Origin of the sequence: Streptomyces sp. NPDC058619 (assembly GCF_042717785.1) — a bacterium.
In the GTDB taxonomy this organism is placed as follows: Bacteria; Actinomycetota; Actinomycetes; order Streptomycetales; family Streptomycetaceae; genus Streptomyces.
Genome location: NZ_JBHXQN010000015.1, coordinates 158,138 through 174,843, shown reverse-complemented (window position 1 = coordinate 174,843; position 16,706 = coordinate 158,138). Strand labels below are relative to the sequence as shown.

The window sequence follows — 16,706 nt, the reverse complement described above, 5'->3', positions numbered from 1 at the left end:
AAGAGCCTCGGTTGGCGGACACCAGCCGAGGTCTTCGAGGAGCAGCTACGCTCACTACAACAGCCAGGCGTTGCAACGACTGGTTGAACTCGCCCTGTCTCGGCACGATGATGTTCGGCTCGGTGGGCAACCCGGACCACCGGGACTGCGGACGGATCATCCACGCCGCACTCGACCAGGGCATCAACTTCGTCGACACCGCGGACATGTACTCCGCCGGGGAGTCCGAGGAGATCGTCGGCAAAGCGCTCAAAGGCCGGCGGGACGAGGTGGTACTCGCCACGAAGGTCCACTTCCACATGGGCGAGGGGCAGCCCGGTGAGGGCCGCAACCGCAGCGGCAACTCGCGGCGCTGGATCGTCCGCGCCGTCGAGGACAGCCTGCGGCGGCTGGACACCGAGTGGATCGACCTCTACCAGGTGCACCGCCCCGACCACACGACGGACATCGAGGAGACCCTGTCCGTCCTCGGCGACCTCGTCCGTGCCGGGAAGATCAGGGCGTTCGGCTGTTCCACCTTCCCTGCCGAAGAGCTCGTCGAGGCGCACCACACCGCCGAGCGGCGTGCGCTGGCGCAGTTCCGTACCGAGCAGCCCCCGTACTCACTGCTGGCCCGAGGGATCGAGTCCGATGTCCTGCCGGTCGCCCAGCGGTACGGGATGGGCGTACTGACGTGGAGCCCGCTCGCCTCCGGGTTCCTCAGCGGCAGGTACCGCCTGGGGGAACCCGTCGACCTGACCTCCGGACGGGCTGCGCTGACGCCCGCGCGCTTCGACCCGGCGATCGCAGGCAATGTCGCGAAGCTGGAGGCCGTGGAGGAGCTGGTGGCGCTGGCCGAGTCCATCGGCTGCACCCTGCCGGAACTCGCTGTCGCCTTCCCGGTGGCGCACCCCGCCGTCACGTCCGTGATCATCGGGCCGCGGACCATGGACCAGCTGCAGGCACTGGTCAAGGGGGCCGGGCTGGTGCTGGACGACGCGGTGCTCGACCGGATCGACGAGATCGTCCCCCCGGGCCGAAACCACTACCAGCCGGACGGGGTATGGCGCCCGCCGTCCTTGACCGACCCCGCCCGGCGGAGGCGACCGCTGGGGGAACGGGCCGCGGGCTAGCGGGCGCCGTCCCCTCCGGGCCGATGTTTCACGTGAAACAGGAGGCGTGGTGGGGACGGCCCGCGAAGGGCGGACGCGTCACTTCGGGTCGTGCTCCGGTCCGCCGAAGTCCGGGCTCGTGAAGTCCGGGGGCGAGTAGCCGGGCGCGGGCCCCTCGGCAGGGGCGCCCGGACTGGTGAAATCGGGAGCCGTGTAGCCGAGGCTGGGAATGCGGGTGCCGCGCCCGCGCGGGAGCGGGAAGCCCGGACCCGCACTCGGGTCGGCGAGCGCGTCCCGGAGGAACGGCATGATGCCGCGCTCCAGCAGTGCGTGACGCCAGGCCTCGCGCGCCCGGGCCACCTCGTCGGGCACCGTCTCGGACTCGTCGGCCACGACCTCGGTGGAGCTGTTGCGGACGGCGGTCACCAACAGGGCGATCACGGCGCACAGCAGGCCGGCCACGGTGAGCGCACCGAAGAGCCAACCCGCCGTCAGCATGGTTGCGGCGAAGGCGGGTTCCGGCTCGATCATCTTCAGGCTGTAGCCCACGAGCAGGAAGATCAGCATGGCGGTGCCCGCCAGTACCGGTGCGAGGACCGCGATGACGGCGCCTGCTCCGGCGCCGTCTTCGCCCTGTCCGCCGATGTCCTCACCCGATGATCCCGGGGTGGAGAGCAGCTCGTCGCGCCGTTCCGCGCGGACCTTGACGTAGTGGTCGTATTCGGCCGCGGCGGCGGCCGACAGCAGCGCACTGGCCCCCATGGCCATGGTGCGCAGCTGTTCGGCGTTCAGTCGCTCGCCAAGGGTGGCGAGCTCGGGACGCTCGGGTGCTGTGCGCAGCGCCTCGTCGAGGAGGCGCTCGAATTCCGGTCGGTCTTCGGTCAGCAGGTGCGGAGCGCTGGTCATGTGCATCCCCCGATGCTCCGTAGAAGCCGGTATGCCCGCGTAGACCCGGGCGCCGGCACAAACGGAGGAGAGCCTGCTACGGATAGAGCGATGGTAGAGGGCCCACGCCACCGGTTGACAGGGGCTTTCCGGAAATAGCCTGCCGCGGTAACGCTCAGTTGTTCAAAGGAAGTTGCACGACCAGTAGTTTGCCCGCCATCGTCACCCCGCCGTCCATGGCGATGGCGAGGCCTTCGGCGTACACGTGCGGGCCGTCCACCGCCTCGGGTCCGCGGGCCGAGTCGCCGTCCTCCGTGCCCACTTCGCCGAGGAGGTAGGGGATCGGGCTGTGGCCGTGGACGACGCGGCTGCCGCCGTAGGTGCCGAGCAGTTCGCGTACGGCCTGGGGGCCCGTGTCCTCGTCGCGGAAGGCGAACCGCTTGGTGAACTTGCGGAACAGGTCCCAGGTGATGTCGGCGTCGTTGCGGTTGAGCAGCTCGTGGATGGTGTCGTTGACGTCCTCGATCGAGTCGCCGTAGTCGAGGTAGGCCGTGGTGTCGGAGTGCAGCAGCAGGTGGTCCTCTTCCAGGACGGCCGCGTCCAGCCGCGACATCCACTGCAGGTGCACGTCCTGCAGGCGCTCCATGTCGGTGCGCTGGCCGCCGTTGAGCAACCAGGCGGCCTGGAAGGTGGCGGTGCCGGCGCCGGAGGCGACGGGGGTGTCGCCGAACCGCTTCGCGCCGATGAGCAGGAGCTCGTGGTTGCCCATGAGCGCCTTGCAGTAGCCGCCGGCGGCGGCCGCCTCGGCGGACAGTCGCATGACGAGGTCGATGACGCCGATGCCGTCGGGTCCGCGGTCGGTGAAGTCGCCGAGGAACCAGAGCCGGGCGTTCCCGGCGGACCAGCGGCGTTCCGCGTCGATCAGGCCCTGGGCGCCGAGTTCGGTGACGAGCTCGTCCAGGTAGCCGTGGACGTCACCGACCACGTAGAGCGGCCCGGGACCGCCGGGAGCGGTCTCCTGGGGGACGTAGTGGATCTGGACGGTGTCCCCGGGGCCGCCTGCCGCGCCGCGCCCTATGACGGGCAGGTCGCGCTGGGTCGGCGTGTAGCCCTCGGGATCCTCCGGCTCGGGCTCGTGGGACATCGCCGGTCCGGGCACGGTGCCTGCGGGCGCGGCTCCTGTGGGCGCGGCCCGGTCGCCGTAGTACGCGGGGTACGAGCCGTAGACGGGTTGCTCTGCGGCAAACCCCTTGGACACCTCGTACGGGGCGGGCTCGGTGACCGGAACTCGGAAGTCCCGCAGCGTCTCCGTCCGCATCGCGGGTCCCTGACCGGCCCCCTGAGTCATCGACCCCTCCACCACCGTCGCGCTGTCGTACACCTGCGGACCCTCCTGACCTCCGGGGAGGAGGGTCCGTGATGTCGTGCGCCCATCATAGGAATGCGGCTCGCGCTCTGTGACGCACCAGGGGTGGTGAATCCTTACCGGAGCCGATCCTTCCTACCGTTTTCTCCCCATATCGGTGTGGGTGAAATCTTTGACGGGGCCTTCGGTCGCGTTTCGAGGCGGTGCGGAGGTCAGTCCTGGGCCGGTGAACGGGGTGGGCTGACGGTGGTGCGGGGCTGCCTGCGCTGCGAAGAGGTCCGGATGATCAGTTCGGTCGGGACGACCTGTTCGACGGGGCGGCCGGTGTCGACCCCCTCGATCGCGTCGATCAGCAGCTGCACGACGGCGGTGCCGATGCGGCGCGGTTTGAGGGAGAGCGTGGTGATGGGCGGTTCGGTGTTGGCGTACACGGTGGACTCGCTGCAGCAGACGAGCAGCAGGTCCTCGGGGACGCGCAGGCCGTACCGCCGGGCGGCGGCGAGGAGATCGGTGCCGTTGGGGTCGAAGAGCCCGTACACGGCGTCGGGCCGGTCCGGGCGGGCGAGGAGCCGGTCGGCGGCGACGGCGCCCGCGCACGGGTCGTGGGCGGGGTAGGACTCGTAGACGGGGTCCTGGCCGACCCGCTCGCACCAGCTCAGGTAAGCGGTGGTCGAGAGCCGGGTGTAGGTGTCGGTGGTGGTGCCGGTCAGGAGTCCGATCCGGCGGGCGCCGGCGGCGGCGAGGTGGTCGAGCAGGTTGAGTACGGCCGCCTCGTGGTCGTTGTCGACCCAGGCGGTGACGGGGAGGGAGCCTGCCGGGCGGCCGTCGGAGACGACGGGCAGGCCCTGGCGGACCAGTTCGGTGACGACGGGATCGTGGTCGGAGGGGTCGATGACGACGGTGCCGTCGAGGGCGACGTTGGACCACACGTCGTGTCGGGAGGTGGCGGGGAGGATGACGAGGGCGTAGCCGCGCGCGAGCGCTGCTGAGGTCGCGGCCCTGGCCATCTCGGCGAAGTAGGCGAATTCGGTGAAGGTGAAAGGTTCATCCCCGTACGTCGTCACGGTCAGACCGATCAGGCCGGACTTTCCGGTACGGAGGGTTCGGGCCGCGGCCGACGGGCGGTAGCCCAGCCGGTCGGCGACCTCGCGGACGTGGCGGCGGGTGGCGTCCGGCAGCCGCCCCTTGCCATTGAGCGCGTCGGAGACGGTCGTGATGGAGACGCCCGCCGCGGCGGCCACGTCCCTGATGCCGGCCCGGCCCTGTCGGCCGGCCGGTCGCCGGGTGGTCTCGGTCCGGCTCACCTGATGCTTCCCTGCTGCTGTCATGGCGAGCCGATAGTAGGGCTCGGCGGGGCGGGTGGTCCGGGTGCATATGCACGCGTTGACAGGCACGTTTCTGCATGGTTCGCCACCCCTAATGACCTTGGAAATGAAGGCATTTGAAGACAAAGGGAGGGTGGGGCGCTTGTCGGCGGGACCGGGCATGCCAAAACGGTGTGGTCTCGGACCGGTCTCAACTCACCTGCACGAGGGATGCGCGCCACGGCGCAGGCCACCGGCGCGCGCATATATGCGCGCGCTCCCCCGCATTCCAGGCGCCCCCATTCTCGGGAGCGAGGAATCCTCATAAGGTGAGCAGTATTGAGTCGACGGCGACGTCGTACGGGACGGTCGAGGAGGACCTGCGGTGAGCGAGAAGAGCCCGAAGCTGCGCGCCGAGCTGGACGGCATTCCGACATACAAGCCCGGCAAGCCGGCGGCCGCGGGCGGAGCCGTCGCGTACAAGCTGTCGTCGAACGAGAACCCGTACCCGCCCCTGCACGGGGTGCTGGAGAGCGCGGTCGCCGCGGCCGGGAACTTCAACCGCTACCCGGACATGGCCTGCACCGGGCTCGTGAACGAGCTCGCGGATCGGTTCGGGGTGCCGGTCGAGCACATCGCCACCGGCACGGGCTCGGTGGGGGTGGCCCAGTCGCTGATCCAGTCGACCGCCGGCCCGGGCGACGAGGTCATCTACGCGTGGCGCTCCTTCGAGGCCTACCCGATCATCGTGCGGATCTCGGGTGCGACCTCCGTGGAGGTACCGCTGACCGACGGTGACGTGCACGACCTGGACGCGATGGCCGACGCGATCACCGAGCGGACCCGGCTGATCTTCGTCTGCAACCCCAACAACCCCACCGGCACCGCGGTGCGCCGCGCCGAGCTGGAGCGGTTCCTGGACCGGGTGCCCTCGGACATCCTGGTGGTGCTGGACGAGGCGTACCGCGAGTTCGTGCGCGACACGGACGTGCCGGACGGCATCGAGCTGTACCGCGACCGCCCGAACGTCGCCGTGCTGCGTACGTTCTCCAAGGCGTACGGGCTGGCCGGCCTGCGCGTCGGCTTCGCGGTGGCGCACGAGCCGGTGGCCGCGGCGCTGCGCAAGACGGCGGTGCCCTTCGGGGTCAGCCAGCTCGCCCAGGACGCGGCGGTGGCCTCGCTGCGCGCCGAGGACGAGCTGATGGGCCGGGTCGGGTCGCTGGTGGGCGAGCGCGCCCGGGTGCACGAGACGCTTCTCGCGCAGGGCTGGACGGTCCCGGACACGCAGGCGAACTTCGTGTGGATGCGCCTGGGGGAGCGGACCGCCGACTTCGCGGCGGCCTGCGAGAAAGCCGGTGTGGTGGTCCGGCCCTTCGCGGGTGAGGGCCTGCGGGTCACGATCGGTGAGACCGAGGCGAACGACCTCTTCCTGCACACGGCGGGGGCGTTCTTCAAGGAGCTGTAGGCGGGGCGGCCGGTTCGCCGGCCGGTTCGCCGGCCGGCGCGCGGGCCGGTGTGCCGGTTGCGCCCGGACGGTCGGGCCGGACCCGTTCGCTAGGCGAGTTCCACGCGGACGGGGTCGCCCTCGCGGACGGTGGACAGCAGGCGGGGGTCGCCGTCGAACGAGCCGAGGACGTTGCACGGGCTCGCCAGGCGGCTCTCGCCGCCGCGCGATACGGGTGTGGGTCCGTAGGGGAGCGCGAGCGCGTCGCCCTCGGTCCAGAAGGCGATCGTGCCGGGGTCCACGACCTGCCGGGCGTCGTGCTCCAGGGCCACGGATACGCCGGTGTCGAAGTAGACCTCCTCGCCCCAGAGATTGGCGGAGGCGGAGATCGGAAGGGCCTCGGCCAGCGCCTTGCTGGTCGGGGTCTCGTCCAGGGTCGCCGTGAGCTGGCCGGCGGGCCAGGAGATTCGTATCTGCATGGGCCGCATTCAACAATCTGTTGAAGTCGTTGGCTAGAGGCACCCCCCCTTCGGAGATCCGAAATGCAGTAGGACATAATGCTTGTGAATGTGAACGCGTTCACAAGCGTGTCCCGCTTCCTCCCGAGTCGAGTGGGATGCACAAGGCAAACGCCGCTGTCCCTCACGGCCGAAGGAGATGACGTGGACCTCGCTTTGGCGCCGGAAACCCTGGCGCGATGGCAGTTCGGCATCACCACCGTCTATCACTTCCTCTTCGTCCCGCTGACGATCTCGCTCGCCGCGCTCACGGCCGGCCTGCAGACCGCGTGGGTGCGATCCGAGAAGGAGAAGTACCTCAGGGCCACGAAGTTCTGGGGCAAGCTCTTCTTGATCAACATCGCGATGGGTGTCGTCACCGGCATCGTCCAGGAGTTCCAGTTCGGCATGAACTGGTCCGACTACTCGCGGTTCGTCGGTGACATCTTCGGGGCCCCGCTGGCCTTCGAGGCGCTGATCGCCTTCTTCTTCGAGTCGACCTTCATCGGTCTGTGGATCTTCGGCTGGGACAAGCTGCCGAAGAAGATCCACCTCGCCTGCATCTGGATGGTGTCCATCGGCACCATCCTGTCCGCCTACTTCATCCTGGCGGCCAATTCCTGGATGCAGCACCCCGTCGGATACCGCATCAACGCTGAGCGGGGCCGGGCCGAGCTCACCGACTTCTGGCTGGTGCTCACCCAGAACACCGCGCTCACCCAGTTCTTCCACACCATCACGGCCGCGTTCCTGGTCGGCGGCGCGTTCATGGCCGGCATCGCCGCCTTCCACCTGGCCCGCAAGAAGCACATCCCGGTGATGCGCTCCTCGCTGCGGCTCGGCCTGATCGTCATGATCATCGCCGGTATGGGCACGGCCGTCAGCGGCGACCTGCTCGGCAAGGTCATGTACAAGCAGCAGCCCATGAAGATGGCCGCCGCCGAGGCGCTCTGGGACGGAGAGGCGCCCGCACCCTTCTCGGTCTTCGCGTACGGAGACGTCGACAAGGGCCACAACAAGGTCGCCATCGAGATCCCCGGCCTGCTCTCGTTCCTGGCCAACGACGACTTCACCTCCTTCGTCCCCGGCATCAACGACGTCAACAAGGCACAGCAGGAGAAGTTCGGGCCCGGCGACTACCGGCCGAACATCGCCGTCGCCTACTGGGGCTTCCGCTGGATGATCGGCTTCGGCATGGCCTCCCTCGGCATCGGAGCACTGGGACTGTGGCTGACCCGCAAGAAGTTCCTGCTGCCGCCGGGCCTGCGGACCGGTGAGGACGAGGTCCCGCACCTGGTCCTCTTCAGGAAGGCCCTGAGCCCCCGCTTCGCCGACCTGTACTGGGTCGTCGCCCTCTGGACGATGGGCTTCCCGCTCATCGCCAACTCCTGGGGCTGGATCTTCACCGAGATGGGCCGCCAGCCGTGGGTGGTCTACGGGGTCCTGCGCACCCGGGACGCCGTCTCGCCGAACGTCTCCCAGGGCGAGGTCCTCACCTCGATGATCGGCTTCACCCTCCTGTACGCCGTGCTGGCGGTCATCGAGGTCAAGCTCCTCGTCAAGTACGTCAAGGCCGGCCCGCCCGAACTCACCGAAGCCGACCTCAACCCGCCGACCAAGATCGGCGGGGACGACAAGAACCCCGACCGGCCGATGGCCTTCTCGTACTGAGGCTGAGGAGTCCACATCATGCAACTCCACGACGTCTGGTTCGTGCTCATCGCCGTCCTGTGGATCGGCTACTTCTTCCTGGAGGGCTTCGACTTCGGAGTCGGCGTCCTGACCAAGCTGCTCGCCCGCAACCGTACGGAGAAGCGAGTCCTGATCAACACGATCGGGCCCGTGTGGGACGGCAACGAGGTCTGGCTGCTCTCCGCCGGCGGCGCGACCTTCGCCGCCTTCCCCGACTGGTACGCCACCCTCTTCTCCGGGTTCTACCTGCCGCTGCTGCTCATCCTGGTCTGCCTCATCATCCGCGGCGTTGCCTTCGAGTACCGGCACAAGCGCCCCGAGGACAAGTGGCAGACCAACTGGGAGCACGCGATCTTCTGGACCTCGCTGATCCCGGCGTTCCTCTGGGGCGTGGCGTTCGCCAACATCGTGCGGGGCGTGAAGATCGACGAGCACAAGGAGTACGTCGGCACCTTCCTCGACCTGCTCAACGTGTACTCGATCCTCGGCGGCCTGGTCACCCTCACCCTGTTCACCTTCCACGGCGCGGTCTTCACCTCGCTGAAGACGGTCGGTGACATCCGGGTCCGCTCGCGCCGGCTGGCCACCCGGCTGGGAGCCGTCACCGCCGTGCTGGCCCTGGTCTTCCTGATCTGGACCCAGGTCTCGCGGGGTGACGGCAAGAGCCTGATCGCGATGGCCGTCGCAGTGCTCGCCCTGCTCGGGGCCCTGGGCCTCAACCTGGCAGGTCGCGAGGGATGGTCGTTCGCCCTGTCCGGCATCACCATCGCGGCGGCCGTGGCGATGCTCTTCCTGACCCTCTTCCCGAACGTCATGCCGTCCTCGCTGAACGACGCCTGGAACCTCACGGTCACCAACGCCTCGTCCAGCGCGTACACCCTGAAGATCATGACCTGGTGCGCGGGCGTGGCCACTCCGCTTGTCCTGCTCTACCAGGGTTGGACGTACTGGGTGTTCCGCAAGCGGATCGGTACGCAGCACATCGTCGACGTGCACTGAGCACCTCGGAGCCCGACTCCGGCCCACCTGCCTGCCTGACCCTGCCCCTGGGGATGTTTCACGTGAAACCGATCGACCCGCGCCTGCTCCGGTACGCCCGCTCCACCCGCCTCTTCCTCGGGGCGGTGGTGGTCCTGGGCCTCGCCGGGGCGGGGCTGGTCGTCGGTCAGGCGATGCTGATGGCCGAGATTGTGGTCGGCGCCTTCGAGGACGGTCTGGACGGCGCGGCGCTCAGGACCCCGCTGCTGCTCCTGGCAGCAGTGGCCCTCGGACGGGCCCTGGTGGCCTGGCTGACCGAGCTGGCCGCGCACCGGGCGGGCGCGGCGGTCAAATCCGAGCTGCGGGGGCAGTTGCTGGAGCGGGCCGCAGACCTGGGGCCCGGCCGGATCGACAAGCAGCGGACGGGCTCGCTGGTGGCGCTGGCCACCCGGGGCGTGGACGCCCTCGACGACTACTTCTCGCGCTACCTGCCACAGCTGGGGCTCGCGGTGGTGGTGCCGGTGGCGGTGCTGGCCCGGATCATCACCGAGGACTGGGTCTCGGCCGCCATCATCGTGGTCACGCTCCCCCTGATCCCCCTGTTCATGATCCTCATCGGTATGGCCACCCAGTCCCGGATGGACCGCCAGTGGCGGATGTTGTCCCGGCTGTCGGGGCACTTCCTCGACGTGGTGGCCGGGCTGCCGACCCTGAAGGTGTTCGGCCGGGCGAAGGCGCAGGCCGAGTCGATCCGCGCGATCACCGACGACTACCGGCGCGCCACGATGCGGACCCTGCGCATCGCCTTCCTCTCCTCCTTCGCGCTGGAACTGCTCGCCACCCTGTCGGTGGCTCTGGTGGCCGTGACCATCGGCATGCGGCTGGTCCACGGCGAGCTCGACCTCTACACCGGCCTGGTCATCCTGATCCTGGCCCCCGAGGCCTACCTCCCGCTGCGGCAGGTGGGTGCGCAGTACCACGCGGCCGCGGAGGGCCTGGCAGCCGCGGAGCAGATCTTCGAGGTCCTGGAGAGGTCCGACGCGCACCCGGGCGGCGGGGCCCTCCTGCCCGCCGGTGCCCCGCTGCGGATCGAGATCGACGGGGTCGCCGTCCGGTACGAGGGCCGCGGCGAGGATTCCCCCGGCCCGGTCTCCCTGACCGTCGGGCCGGGCGAGGTCGTCGCCCTCACCGGCCTGAGCGGGGCGGGGAAGTCCACGCTCCTCCAGGTGCTGCTGGGATTCGTGGAACCCACCGTCGGCCGGGTCCGGGTCGCGGGCGTGGACCTGGCCGAGCTGTCGCGTGCCCAGTGGCGCGAGCGGATCGCCTGGGTGCCGCAGCGCCCGCACCTGTTCGCCGGAACGATCGCCGAGAACGTGCGGCTGGCCCGCCCAGAGGCCTCCGAAGCCGATGTGGCCGAAGCGCTGCACAACGCCGGGGCAGCGGAGTTCGTGGCCGCCCTCCCCCTCGGAGTACGGACCGCGCTGGGCGAGGGCGGCGCGGGGCTGTCCGCCGGGCAGCGCCAGCGCCTGGCCCTGGCGCGGGCGTTCCTGGCGGACCGGCCCGTCCTGCTGCTGGACGAGCCGACCGCCGCGCTGGACGGCGAGACCGAGGCTGCGGTGGTGGACGCCGTACGCCGGCTCGCCGCGGGCCGCACCGTGCTGCTGGTGGTGCACCGCCCGGCGCTGCTCGCCGTCGCGGACCGCGTGGTCCCGATGGCGGCCGCGGGCGCTCCGGCGCGGCCCCTCCCCCGGACCGCGGCCCCTCGGGTCGGGGTCGGGACGGAGGCCGGGCCGCCGGCCTCCGATCCGGACGCCGGTGAGTGGATCCTCGGCGCCGCGCCCGAGCGGGTGCGGGCCGGGGGCGGAACCGACTCGGGCGGGACGGACCCGCTGCGCCGGGTGCGGGCGGTGGCCAGGGCATGGCAGGGGCGCTTCCGGCTCGGCCTGCTGCTCGGGGCCCTGGCCGTCGGGTGCAGCGTGGGCCTGATGGCCGTGTCCGGGTGGCTGATCTCACGGGCCTCCGAACAGCCGCCCGTGCTGTATCTGATGGTGGCTGTCACCGCCACCCGTGCCTTCGGGATGGGGCGGGCCGTCTTCCGGTACGCCGAGCGGCTCGTCTCGCACGATGCCGTGCTGCGGATGCTCGCCGACCTGCGGGTCTCGGTGTACCGGCGGCTGGAGCGAATCGCCCCCGCCGGGCTGCGCGAGCACCGGCGCGGGGACCTGCTGGCCCGGCTGGTCGCCGACGCCGACGCCTTGCAGGACTACTGGCTGCGCTGGCTCCTCCCGGTCGGCACCGCGGTGCTCGTGGGAACCGGCTCGGTCGCCTTCACCGCCTGGCTCCTGCCCGAGGCCGGAGCCGTCCTGGCCGTCGGCCTCCTCGCCGCCGGGATCGGGGTGCCGCTCATCAGCGGGGCGACCGCCCGCCGGGCCGAGCGCCGGCTCGCGCCGGCCCGGGGCGAGCTCGCCACCCGGGTGGCCGACCTCCTCACCGGTACCGCGGAGCTGACCGTCGCCGGGGCGCTGGAGGAGCGCAAGGGCCGGACCCGCGAGAGCGACGGCGTCCTCACGCGCATCGCCGCCCGTGGCGCCGCCGCGACCGGGCTGGGCAGCGGGCTGTCGGCCCTGATCTGCGGACTCACCGTGGTGGCCGCCGCGGCCGCCGCCGCGAACGCGGTCCACGACGGACGGCTGTCCGGGGTGGCCATGGCCGTCGCGGTGCTCACCCCCCTCGCCGCGTTCGAGGCCGTCAACGGCCTTCCGCTCGCGGTCCAGTACCGCCAGCGGGTGCTCCGCAGTGCCGAGCGGGTCTACGAGGTGATCGACGCGCCGGTTCCGGTCGCCGAGCCGGAGCGGGCCTCCGAGCCGCCCGTCTCGCCCTTCCCCCTGCGGCTGACGGGCCTCACCGCCCGGCACGCCGGCCAAGAGCGGGACGCGCTGCGCGGACTGGACCTGACCCTGGAGGCCGGGCGCCGCATCGCCGTGGTCGGCCCCTCGGGCTCCGGAAAGACCACCCTCGCCCAGGTGCTGCTGCGGTTCCTTGACCCCCGCGAGGGGGTGTACACGCTGGGCGGCGCGGACGTGCGCGCGCTCGACGGCGACGACGTACGGGCACGCGTGGGGCTGTGCGCCCAGGACGCCCACATCTTCGACAGCTCGGTACGGGAGAACCTGAGGCTGGCCCGGACCGGAGCGAGCGAGGAGGAGCTGCGGGAGGCACTGGCCGCCGCTCGCCTGCTGGAGTGGGCCGACGGTCTGCCGGACGGTCTGGACACCCTGGTCGGCGAGCACGGCGAGCGGATCTCGGGCGGCCAGCGCCAGCGCCTCGCCCTGGCCCGGGCGCTGCTCGCGGACTTCCCCGTCCTGGTCCTCGACGAGCCGGCCGAGCACCTCGACCTGGCGACGGCGGACGCACTGACGGCGGACCTGCTGGTAGCGACCGAGGGCCGTACCACCGTGCTGATCACGCACCGTCTGGCCGGTCTGGAAGCCGTCGACGAGGTGCTCGTGCTCGACCGCGGAGAGGTCGCCCAGCGTGGCGGCTATGCGGAGCTGGCCGCCGTGGACGGGCCGCTGCGGCGACTGCTGGAACGGGAGAGGGCGGCGGACCGGACGCCCGCCGACTTTCCCCAGTAAAAGGGACTAACTAGTCTCAAGGCATGTCAGCGCAGGAGTCGCAGCAATCGCCGGACGCATCATCCGGAACGCCGGACCCGCTGGAGGCCGCCACCCGGGCCACCAGGAGTCTGCAAGGCCTCTCCACCGAGCTCACCGCCCGGGTCCCCCAACTGCTGGAGGCGATGAGGTCGGTCGGTACGGGTCTCGAGCTGCACTCCACGCTGGACCGCATCTGCGAGACGGCGGCCGAGCTCGCGGACGCCCGCTACGCGGCGATCGGCGTCGTCGACACGGAGGGCCGGGGCCTCTCGGACTTCGTCACCTTCGGGATCAGTCCCGAGCCGGCCCGGAAGATCGGCCACCGCCCGGACGGGAAGCGGGGCCTGCTGGGGGCACTGATCTCCCACCCGGACACGGTGCACCTCGCCGATCTCACCAAAGATCCGCGATCGGCCGGGTTTCCGAAGCACCATCCCCCCATGAAGACCTTCCTCGGCGTTCCGATCCGGGTGCAGGGGGAGATCTTCGGCAATCTGTACCTCGCCGAGAAGAACGGCGGGGGCGAGTTCAACGACTACGACGTCCACATGGTCCGGGTGCTGGCCACCGAGGCGGGCATCGCCATCGGCAACGCCCGGCTGTACGAGGCCGCCACCCAGCGCGAGCGCTGGATCGACGGCTCGGTGGCCGTCACCACGGCGCTGCTGTCCGGCGGGGACGCGGACGACGCCCTCGCGGTGGTGGCGGAGCAGGCCCGCCGCCTGGCCGACTCCTCCGCAGGGATCGTCATGCTTCCGGCCGAGGACGGCGGGATGGAGATCGTAGCCGTCTCCGCCGACAACCCGGCCACCTCTCTCGGCGTGGTGGTCCCGGCCGAGAGCCCGGTGGTGGACAAGCTGCTCCAGGGAGAGGCCGTCTTCGTGGACGACGCGGCCTCCGACCCGCGGATGGTCAGCAGGCTGACCAGCCAGTACGGCCCCTGCATGATGCTGCCCCTGCACAGCGGCGGGCGGGTGCTCGGGGCGCTGGTCACGCCCCGGGCCCGCGGTCAGCGGCCGTTCACCGAGGCCGAGCGGACCCTGGCCACGCAGTTCGCCTCGCAGGCGGCGCTCGCGCTGATGATGGCCGAGGCGCAGCGCGACCGGGAGCGGCTCGCCGTGTTCGAGGACCGCGACCGCATCGCGCGCGATCTGCACGACCTGGTCATCCAGCGGCTGTTCGCCACGGGGATGATGCTGGAGGGAGCCCAGCGCCGGTCCATCGTCCCGGAGGTCCGTGACGGTGTGGGCAAGGCCGTGGACGAGCTGGACGTGACCATCCAGGAGATCCGCACGGCGATCTTCGCCCTCCAGCAGGGTCCGGCGGAGGCGCCCTCGGGGCTGCGTACCCGGGTGCTGCGGGAGATCAACATGGCCGCGGTGCCGCTGGGCTTCAAGCCCGCGCACCGCTTCCTCGGACCGATCGACGCCGTCGTCGGTGAGCTGGTCGGCAAGAACCTGATCGCCGCGCTCCGTGAGGCCCTGTCCAATGCCTTCCGGCACGCGGAGGCCTCCCGGATCGAAGTCGTCGTGGACTCCACGATCGCGCTGGCCGACGGGCGGCCGGGGGTGCGGCTGGAGGTCGCCGACGACGGCGTGGGCATTCCGGAGGGCGGCCGCCGCAGCGGTCTGCGCAACCTCCGCCGACGGGCGGAGTCGCTGGGCGGCGCGAGCTCGTACGGCCCCGGCATCGGCGAGGACGGCGGCGGGACCACCCTGGTGTGGGAGGCCCCGCTCTAGACGGGTGCGCGGTCAGGCGTTCCAGACCGGGTGGCGCGATCAGGCGTTCTGCTGCTCCGCCGCCGTGATGGCAGCGATGCGCTCGGCCAGGATCCGCTCGATGACGACGGCGACCCCGTCCTCGTTGTTCGCGGTCGTACGGCCGGACGCGGCCGCGATCACGTCCTGGTGGGCATTGCCCATCGCGTACGAGGTGCCCGCCCAGCCGAGCATCTCCACGTCGTTCGGCATGTCGCCGAAGGCGACGACCTCCGCCGGGGTGATGCCTCGTTCGGCGCAGCACAGGGCCAGGGTGCTGGCCTTGGAGACGCCTTGGCCGCTGATCTCCAACAGGGAGGTGGGACTGGAGCGGGTGATGGACGCGTACGCGCCGGCGGCGGAGCGGGCCAGCGCCAGGAACGCGTCAGGGTCGAGTTCGGTGTGGTGCGCGAGCAGTTTGAGCACGGGTGCGGCGCTGTCGTCCGTGTCCTCGTGCAGGAGCTTCTCGGCGGTGGCGACCTTGGCGCCGGGGTCCTGGAAGAACGGAGGGTACTCCGGCTCGTAGTTGATGCCGGTGGTCAGCTCGACCGCGAAGGACGTGCCGGGCGCGGCGGCCCGCAGGGCCTGTACGACGGAGTTCGCCGCCTCCCGGGGAAGCGCCCTGACCTGGACGAACTCCGGTCCCGCGTGGAGGTCGACCACCGCTGCGCCATTGGCGCAGATCGCGAGTCCGTGGCCGTGGACGTGGTCGCTGACCACGCCCATCCACCGCGCCGGACGTCCGGTCACGAAGAACACCTCGATCCCGGCCTCCTCCGCGGCGGCGAGCGCGGCGACGGTACGCGGCGAGAGCGACTTGTCGTCGCGCAGCAGCGTGCCGTCGAGGTCGGTGGCGATCAGCCGGGGCGCGAGGGTGGGCCCTTCCGGGCACTGGGAAGCCGAGGTCACGGCTCCATCTTCGCCCATGGTCCCGAGCGGACGGACCATGATCGGAAGGTCGTGCCGGGGTGGCCTGTGTTTCACGTGAAACATCGGTACCGCGGCCGTGTTTCACGTGAAACACGACCGAGGTACCGAGGCCGGGGCCACTGGCGGGTGACGTGCGGGCGTCGTGTCCGGCCCCGTAGGCTCGATCGCATGAGTCTGCGTCTGAGTACGGTGATCCTTCCGGTACGTCGATGGCACGAGGGTGGCCGCGACCAGTGGCAGCGGGCAGAGCGCCTCGGGTTCCACACCGCCTACACCTACGACCACCTCTCCTGGCGGGGCTTCCGGGACCTTCCCTGGTTCGGCGCGGTGCCCACCCTGACCGCGGCCGCCGCGGTGACCGAGCGGATCCGGCTGGGGACGCTCGTCACCTCCCCGAACTTCCGCCACCCGGTGACGCTCGCCAAGGACCTCATCAGCCTGGACGACGTCTCCGCCGGGCGGGTCACCCTCGGCATCGGCGCGGGCGGCAACGGCTTCGACGCGACCGCTCTGGGGCAGGAGGCCTGGACGCCGCGTGAACGGGCCGACCGCTTCGCCGAGTTCGTGGCGCTGCTGGACCGGCTGCTGACCGAGGGGGCGGTCAGTGAACGCGGAGCGTTCTACTCGGCCGAGGAGGCCCGCAACATCCCCGGCTGCGTGCAGTCACCCCGGCTGCCGTTCGCGGTCGCCGCGACCGGGCCCCGCGGGCTGAAGCTCGCCGCCCGGTACGGGCAGGCGTGGGTGACCACCGGAGACCCGAAGCTCTTCGAGGAGGGAACCCCCGGCCAGTCGCTGGAGGCCCTCCGCGGTCAGGCGGGACGGCTCGACGAGGCCCTGGCGGAGGCCGGGCGGAAGCCCGATTCCATCGAGAAGGTCCTGCTGACCGGCTTCACGCCCGAGCGCAACACGCTGCTGGAGTCCGTGGACGCGTTCGTCGACTTCGCGGGCCGGCACCGGCAGCTGGGCTTCACCGAGCTGGTGATCCACGCGCCGATCCCCGGATCCGACTTCGCCGCCGACGAGACCGTCTTCGAGCGCATCGCGACCGAGGCCCCGGCTCAGCTGGACGGCTGAACGCCTCCACCGGCGCCGCTCCCCACGGGCAG

Annotated in this window: 12 protein-coding genes; 7 read left to right on the top strand and 5 right to left on the bottom strand. The window is 71.0% G+C overall.

Features of this window, described 5'->3' with window-relative positions; all coding sequences use genetic code 11:
- The first annotated feature begins 107 nt into the window (after window positions 1-107).
- Window positions 108-1,112: an aldo/keto reductase gene (locus tag ACFWTC_RS17795; RefSeq protein ID WP_383926509.1), complete on the top strand. Its 1,005-nt coding sequence runs from the start codon at window positions 108-110 to the stop codon at window positions 1,110-1,112.
- 78 nt (window positions 1,113-1,190) lie between these two features.
- On the opposite strand, the gene ACFWTC_RS17790 is transcribed toward ACFWTC_RS17795, so the two are convergent.
- From ACFWTC_RS17790 to ACFWTC_RS17780, 3 genes are all read right to left on the bottom strand, one after another.
- Window positions 1,191-2,003 (bottom strand): hypothetical protein, encoded by an 813-nt coding sequence (locus ACFWTC_RS17790; RefSeq protein WP_383926410.1) that lies wholly within the window; start codon window positions 2,001-2,003, stop codon window positions 1,191-1,193.
- Window positions 2,004-2,151: 148 nt separating this feature from the next.
- The gene (locus tag ACFWTC_RS17785) at window positions 2,152-3,339 is read right to left on the bottom strand and encodes a metallophosphoesterase (protein WP_383926512.1); all 1,188 of its coding nucleotides are present in this window, start codon (window positions 3,337-3,339) and stop codon (window positions 2,152-2,154) included.
- Between the two features lie 215 nt (window positions 3,340-3,554).
- Complete coding sequence (locus tag ACFWTC_RS17780) at window positions 3,555-4,670, bottom strand: LacI family DNA-binding transcriptional regulator (protein ID WP_383926413.1); 1,116 nt, start codon at window positions 4,668-4,670, stop codon at window positions 3,555-3,557.
- Between the two features lie 361 nt (window positions 4,671-5,031).
- On the opposite strand from ACFWTC_RS17780, the gene hisC reads away from it, so the two are divergent.
- On the top strand, window positions 5,032-6,111 hold the full coding sequence (gene hisC, locus ACFWTC_RS17775; protein WP_383926416.1) for a histidinol-phosphate transaminase: 1,080 nt from the start codon (window positions 5,032-5,034) through the stop codon (window positions 6,109-6,111).
- An 89-nt stretch (window positions 6,112-6,200) separates the two neighbouring features.
- On the opposite strand, the gene ACFWTC_RS17770 is transcribed toward hisC, so the two are convergent.
- Complete coding sequence (locus ACFWTC_RS17770; RefSeq protein WP_383926418.1) at window positions 6,201-6,569, bottom strand: cyclophilin-like fold protein; 369 nt, start codon at window positions 6,567-6,569, stop codon at window positions 6,201-6,203.
- Window positions 6,570-6,752: 183 nt separating this feature from the next.
- Here ACFWTC_RS17770 and ACFWTC_RS17765 point away from each other — a divergent pair, with 183 nt between their 5' ends.
- From ACFWTC_RS17765 to ACFWTC_RS17750, 4 genes are all read left to right on the top strand, one after another.
- Entirely contained in the window at window positions 6,753-8,258 is a 1,506-nt protein-coding gene (locus tag ACFWTC_RS17765) for a cytochrome ubiquinol oxidase subunit I (RefSeq protein ID WP_383926420.1), read from the top strand.
- An 18-nt stretch (window positions 8,259-8,276) separates the two neighbouring features.
- A complete protein-coding gene (gene cydB / locus ACFWTC_RS17760) occupies window positions 8,277-9,278 on the top strand; it encodes a cytochrome d ubiquinol oxidase subunit II (protein ID WP_383926423.1) in 1,002 nt (333 codons plus the stop codon).
- A 62-nt stretch (window positions 9,279-9,340) separates the two neighbouring features.
- Window positions 9,341-12,892: a thiol reductant ABC exporter subunit CydD gene (gene cydD, locus ACFWTC_RS17755; protein WP_383926426.1), complete on the top strand. Its 3,552-nt coding sequence runs from the start codon at window positions 9,341-9,343 to the stop codon at window positions 12,890-12,892.
- A 23-nt stretch (window positions 12,893-12,915) separates the two neighbouring features.
- Complete coding sequence (locus ACFWTC_RS17750; RefSeq protein ID WP_384027758.1) at window positions 12,916-14,652, top strand: GAF domain-containing sensor histidine kinase; 1,737 nt, start codon at window positions 12,916-12,918, stop codon at window positions 14,650-14,652.
- A 39-nt stretch (window positions 14,653-14,691) separates the two neighbouring features.
- Here ACFWTC_RS17750 and ACFWTC_RS17745 read toward each other — a convergent pair whose 3' ends face one another.
- Window positions 14,692-15,597, bottom strand: coding sequence for a Cof-type HAD-IIB family hydrolase (locus ACFWTC_RS17745; protein ID WP_383926432.1), 906 nt, complete (start codon window positions 15,595-15,597; stop codon window positions 14,692-14,694).
- 171 nt (window positions 15,598-15,768) lie between these two features.
- Here ACFWTC_RS17745 and ACFWTC_RS17740 point away from each other — a divergent pair, with 171 nt between their 5' ends.
- Complete coding sequence (locus ACFWTC_RS17740) at window positions 15,769-16,674, top strand: LLM class flavin-dependent oxidoreductase (RefSeq protein ID WP_383926434.1); 906 nt, start codon at window positions 15,769-15,771, stop codon at window positions 16,672-16,674.
- Window positions 16,675-16,706 lie beyond the last annotated feature (32 nt).

Coding starts and splice junctions, on each gene's coding strand:
- ACFWTC_RS17795 (WP_383926509.1), top strand. CDS start 108: ATGATGTTCGGCTCGGTGGGCAACCCGGACCACCGGGACTGCGGACGG.
- ACFWTC_RS17790 (WP_383926410.1), bottom strand. CDS start 2,003: ATGCACATGACCAGCGCTCCGCACCTGCTGACCGAAGACCGACCGGAA.
- ACFWTC_RS17780 (WP_383926413.1), bottom strand. CDS start 4,670: ATGACAGCAGCAGGGAAGCATCAGGTGAGCCGGACCGAGACCACCCGG.
- ACFWTC_RS17770 (WP_383926418.1), bottom strand. CDS start 6,569: ATGCAGATACGAATCTCCTGGCCCGCCGGCCAGCTCACGGCGACCCTG.
- cydB (WP_383926423.1), top strand. CDS start 8,277: ATGCAACTCCACGACGTCTGGTTCGTGCTCATCGCCGTCCTGTGGATC.
- ACFWTC_RS17750 (WP_384027758.1), top strand. CDS start 12,916: ATGTCAGCGCAGGAGTCGCAGCAATCGCCGGACGCATCATCCGGAACG.
- ACFWTC_RS17745 (WP_383926432.1), bottom strand. CDS start 15,597: ATGGGCGAAGATGGAGCCGTGACCTCGGCTTCCCAGTGCCCGGAAGGG.
- ACFWTC_RS17740 (WP_383926434.1), top strand. CDS start 15,769: ATGAGTCTGCGTCTGAGTACGGTGATCCTTCCGGTACGTCGATGGCAC.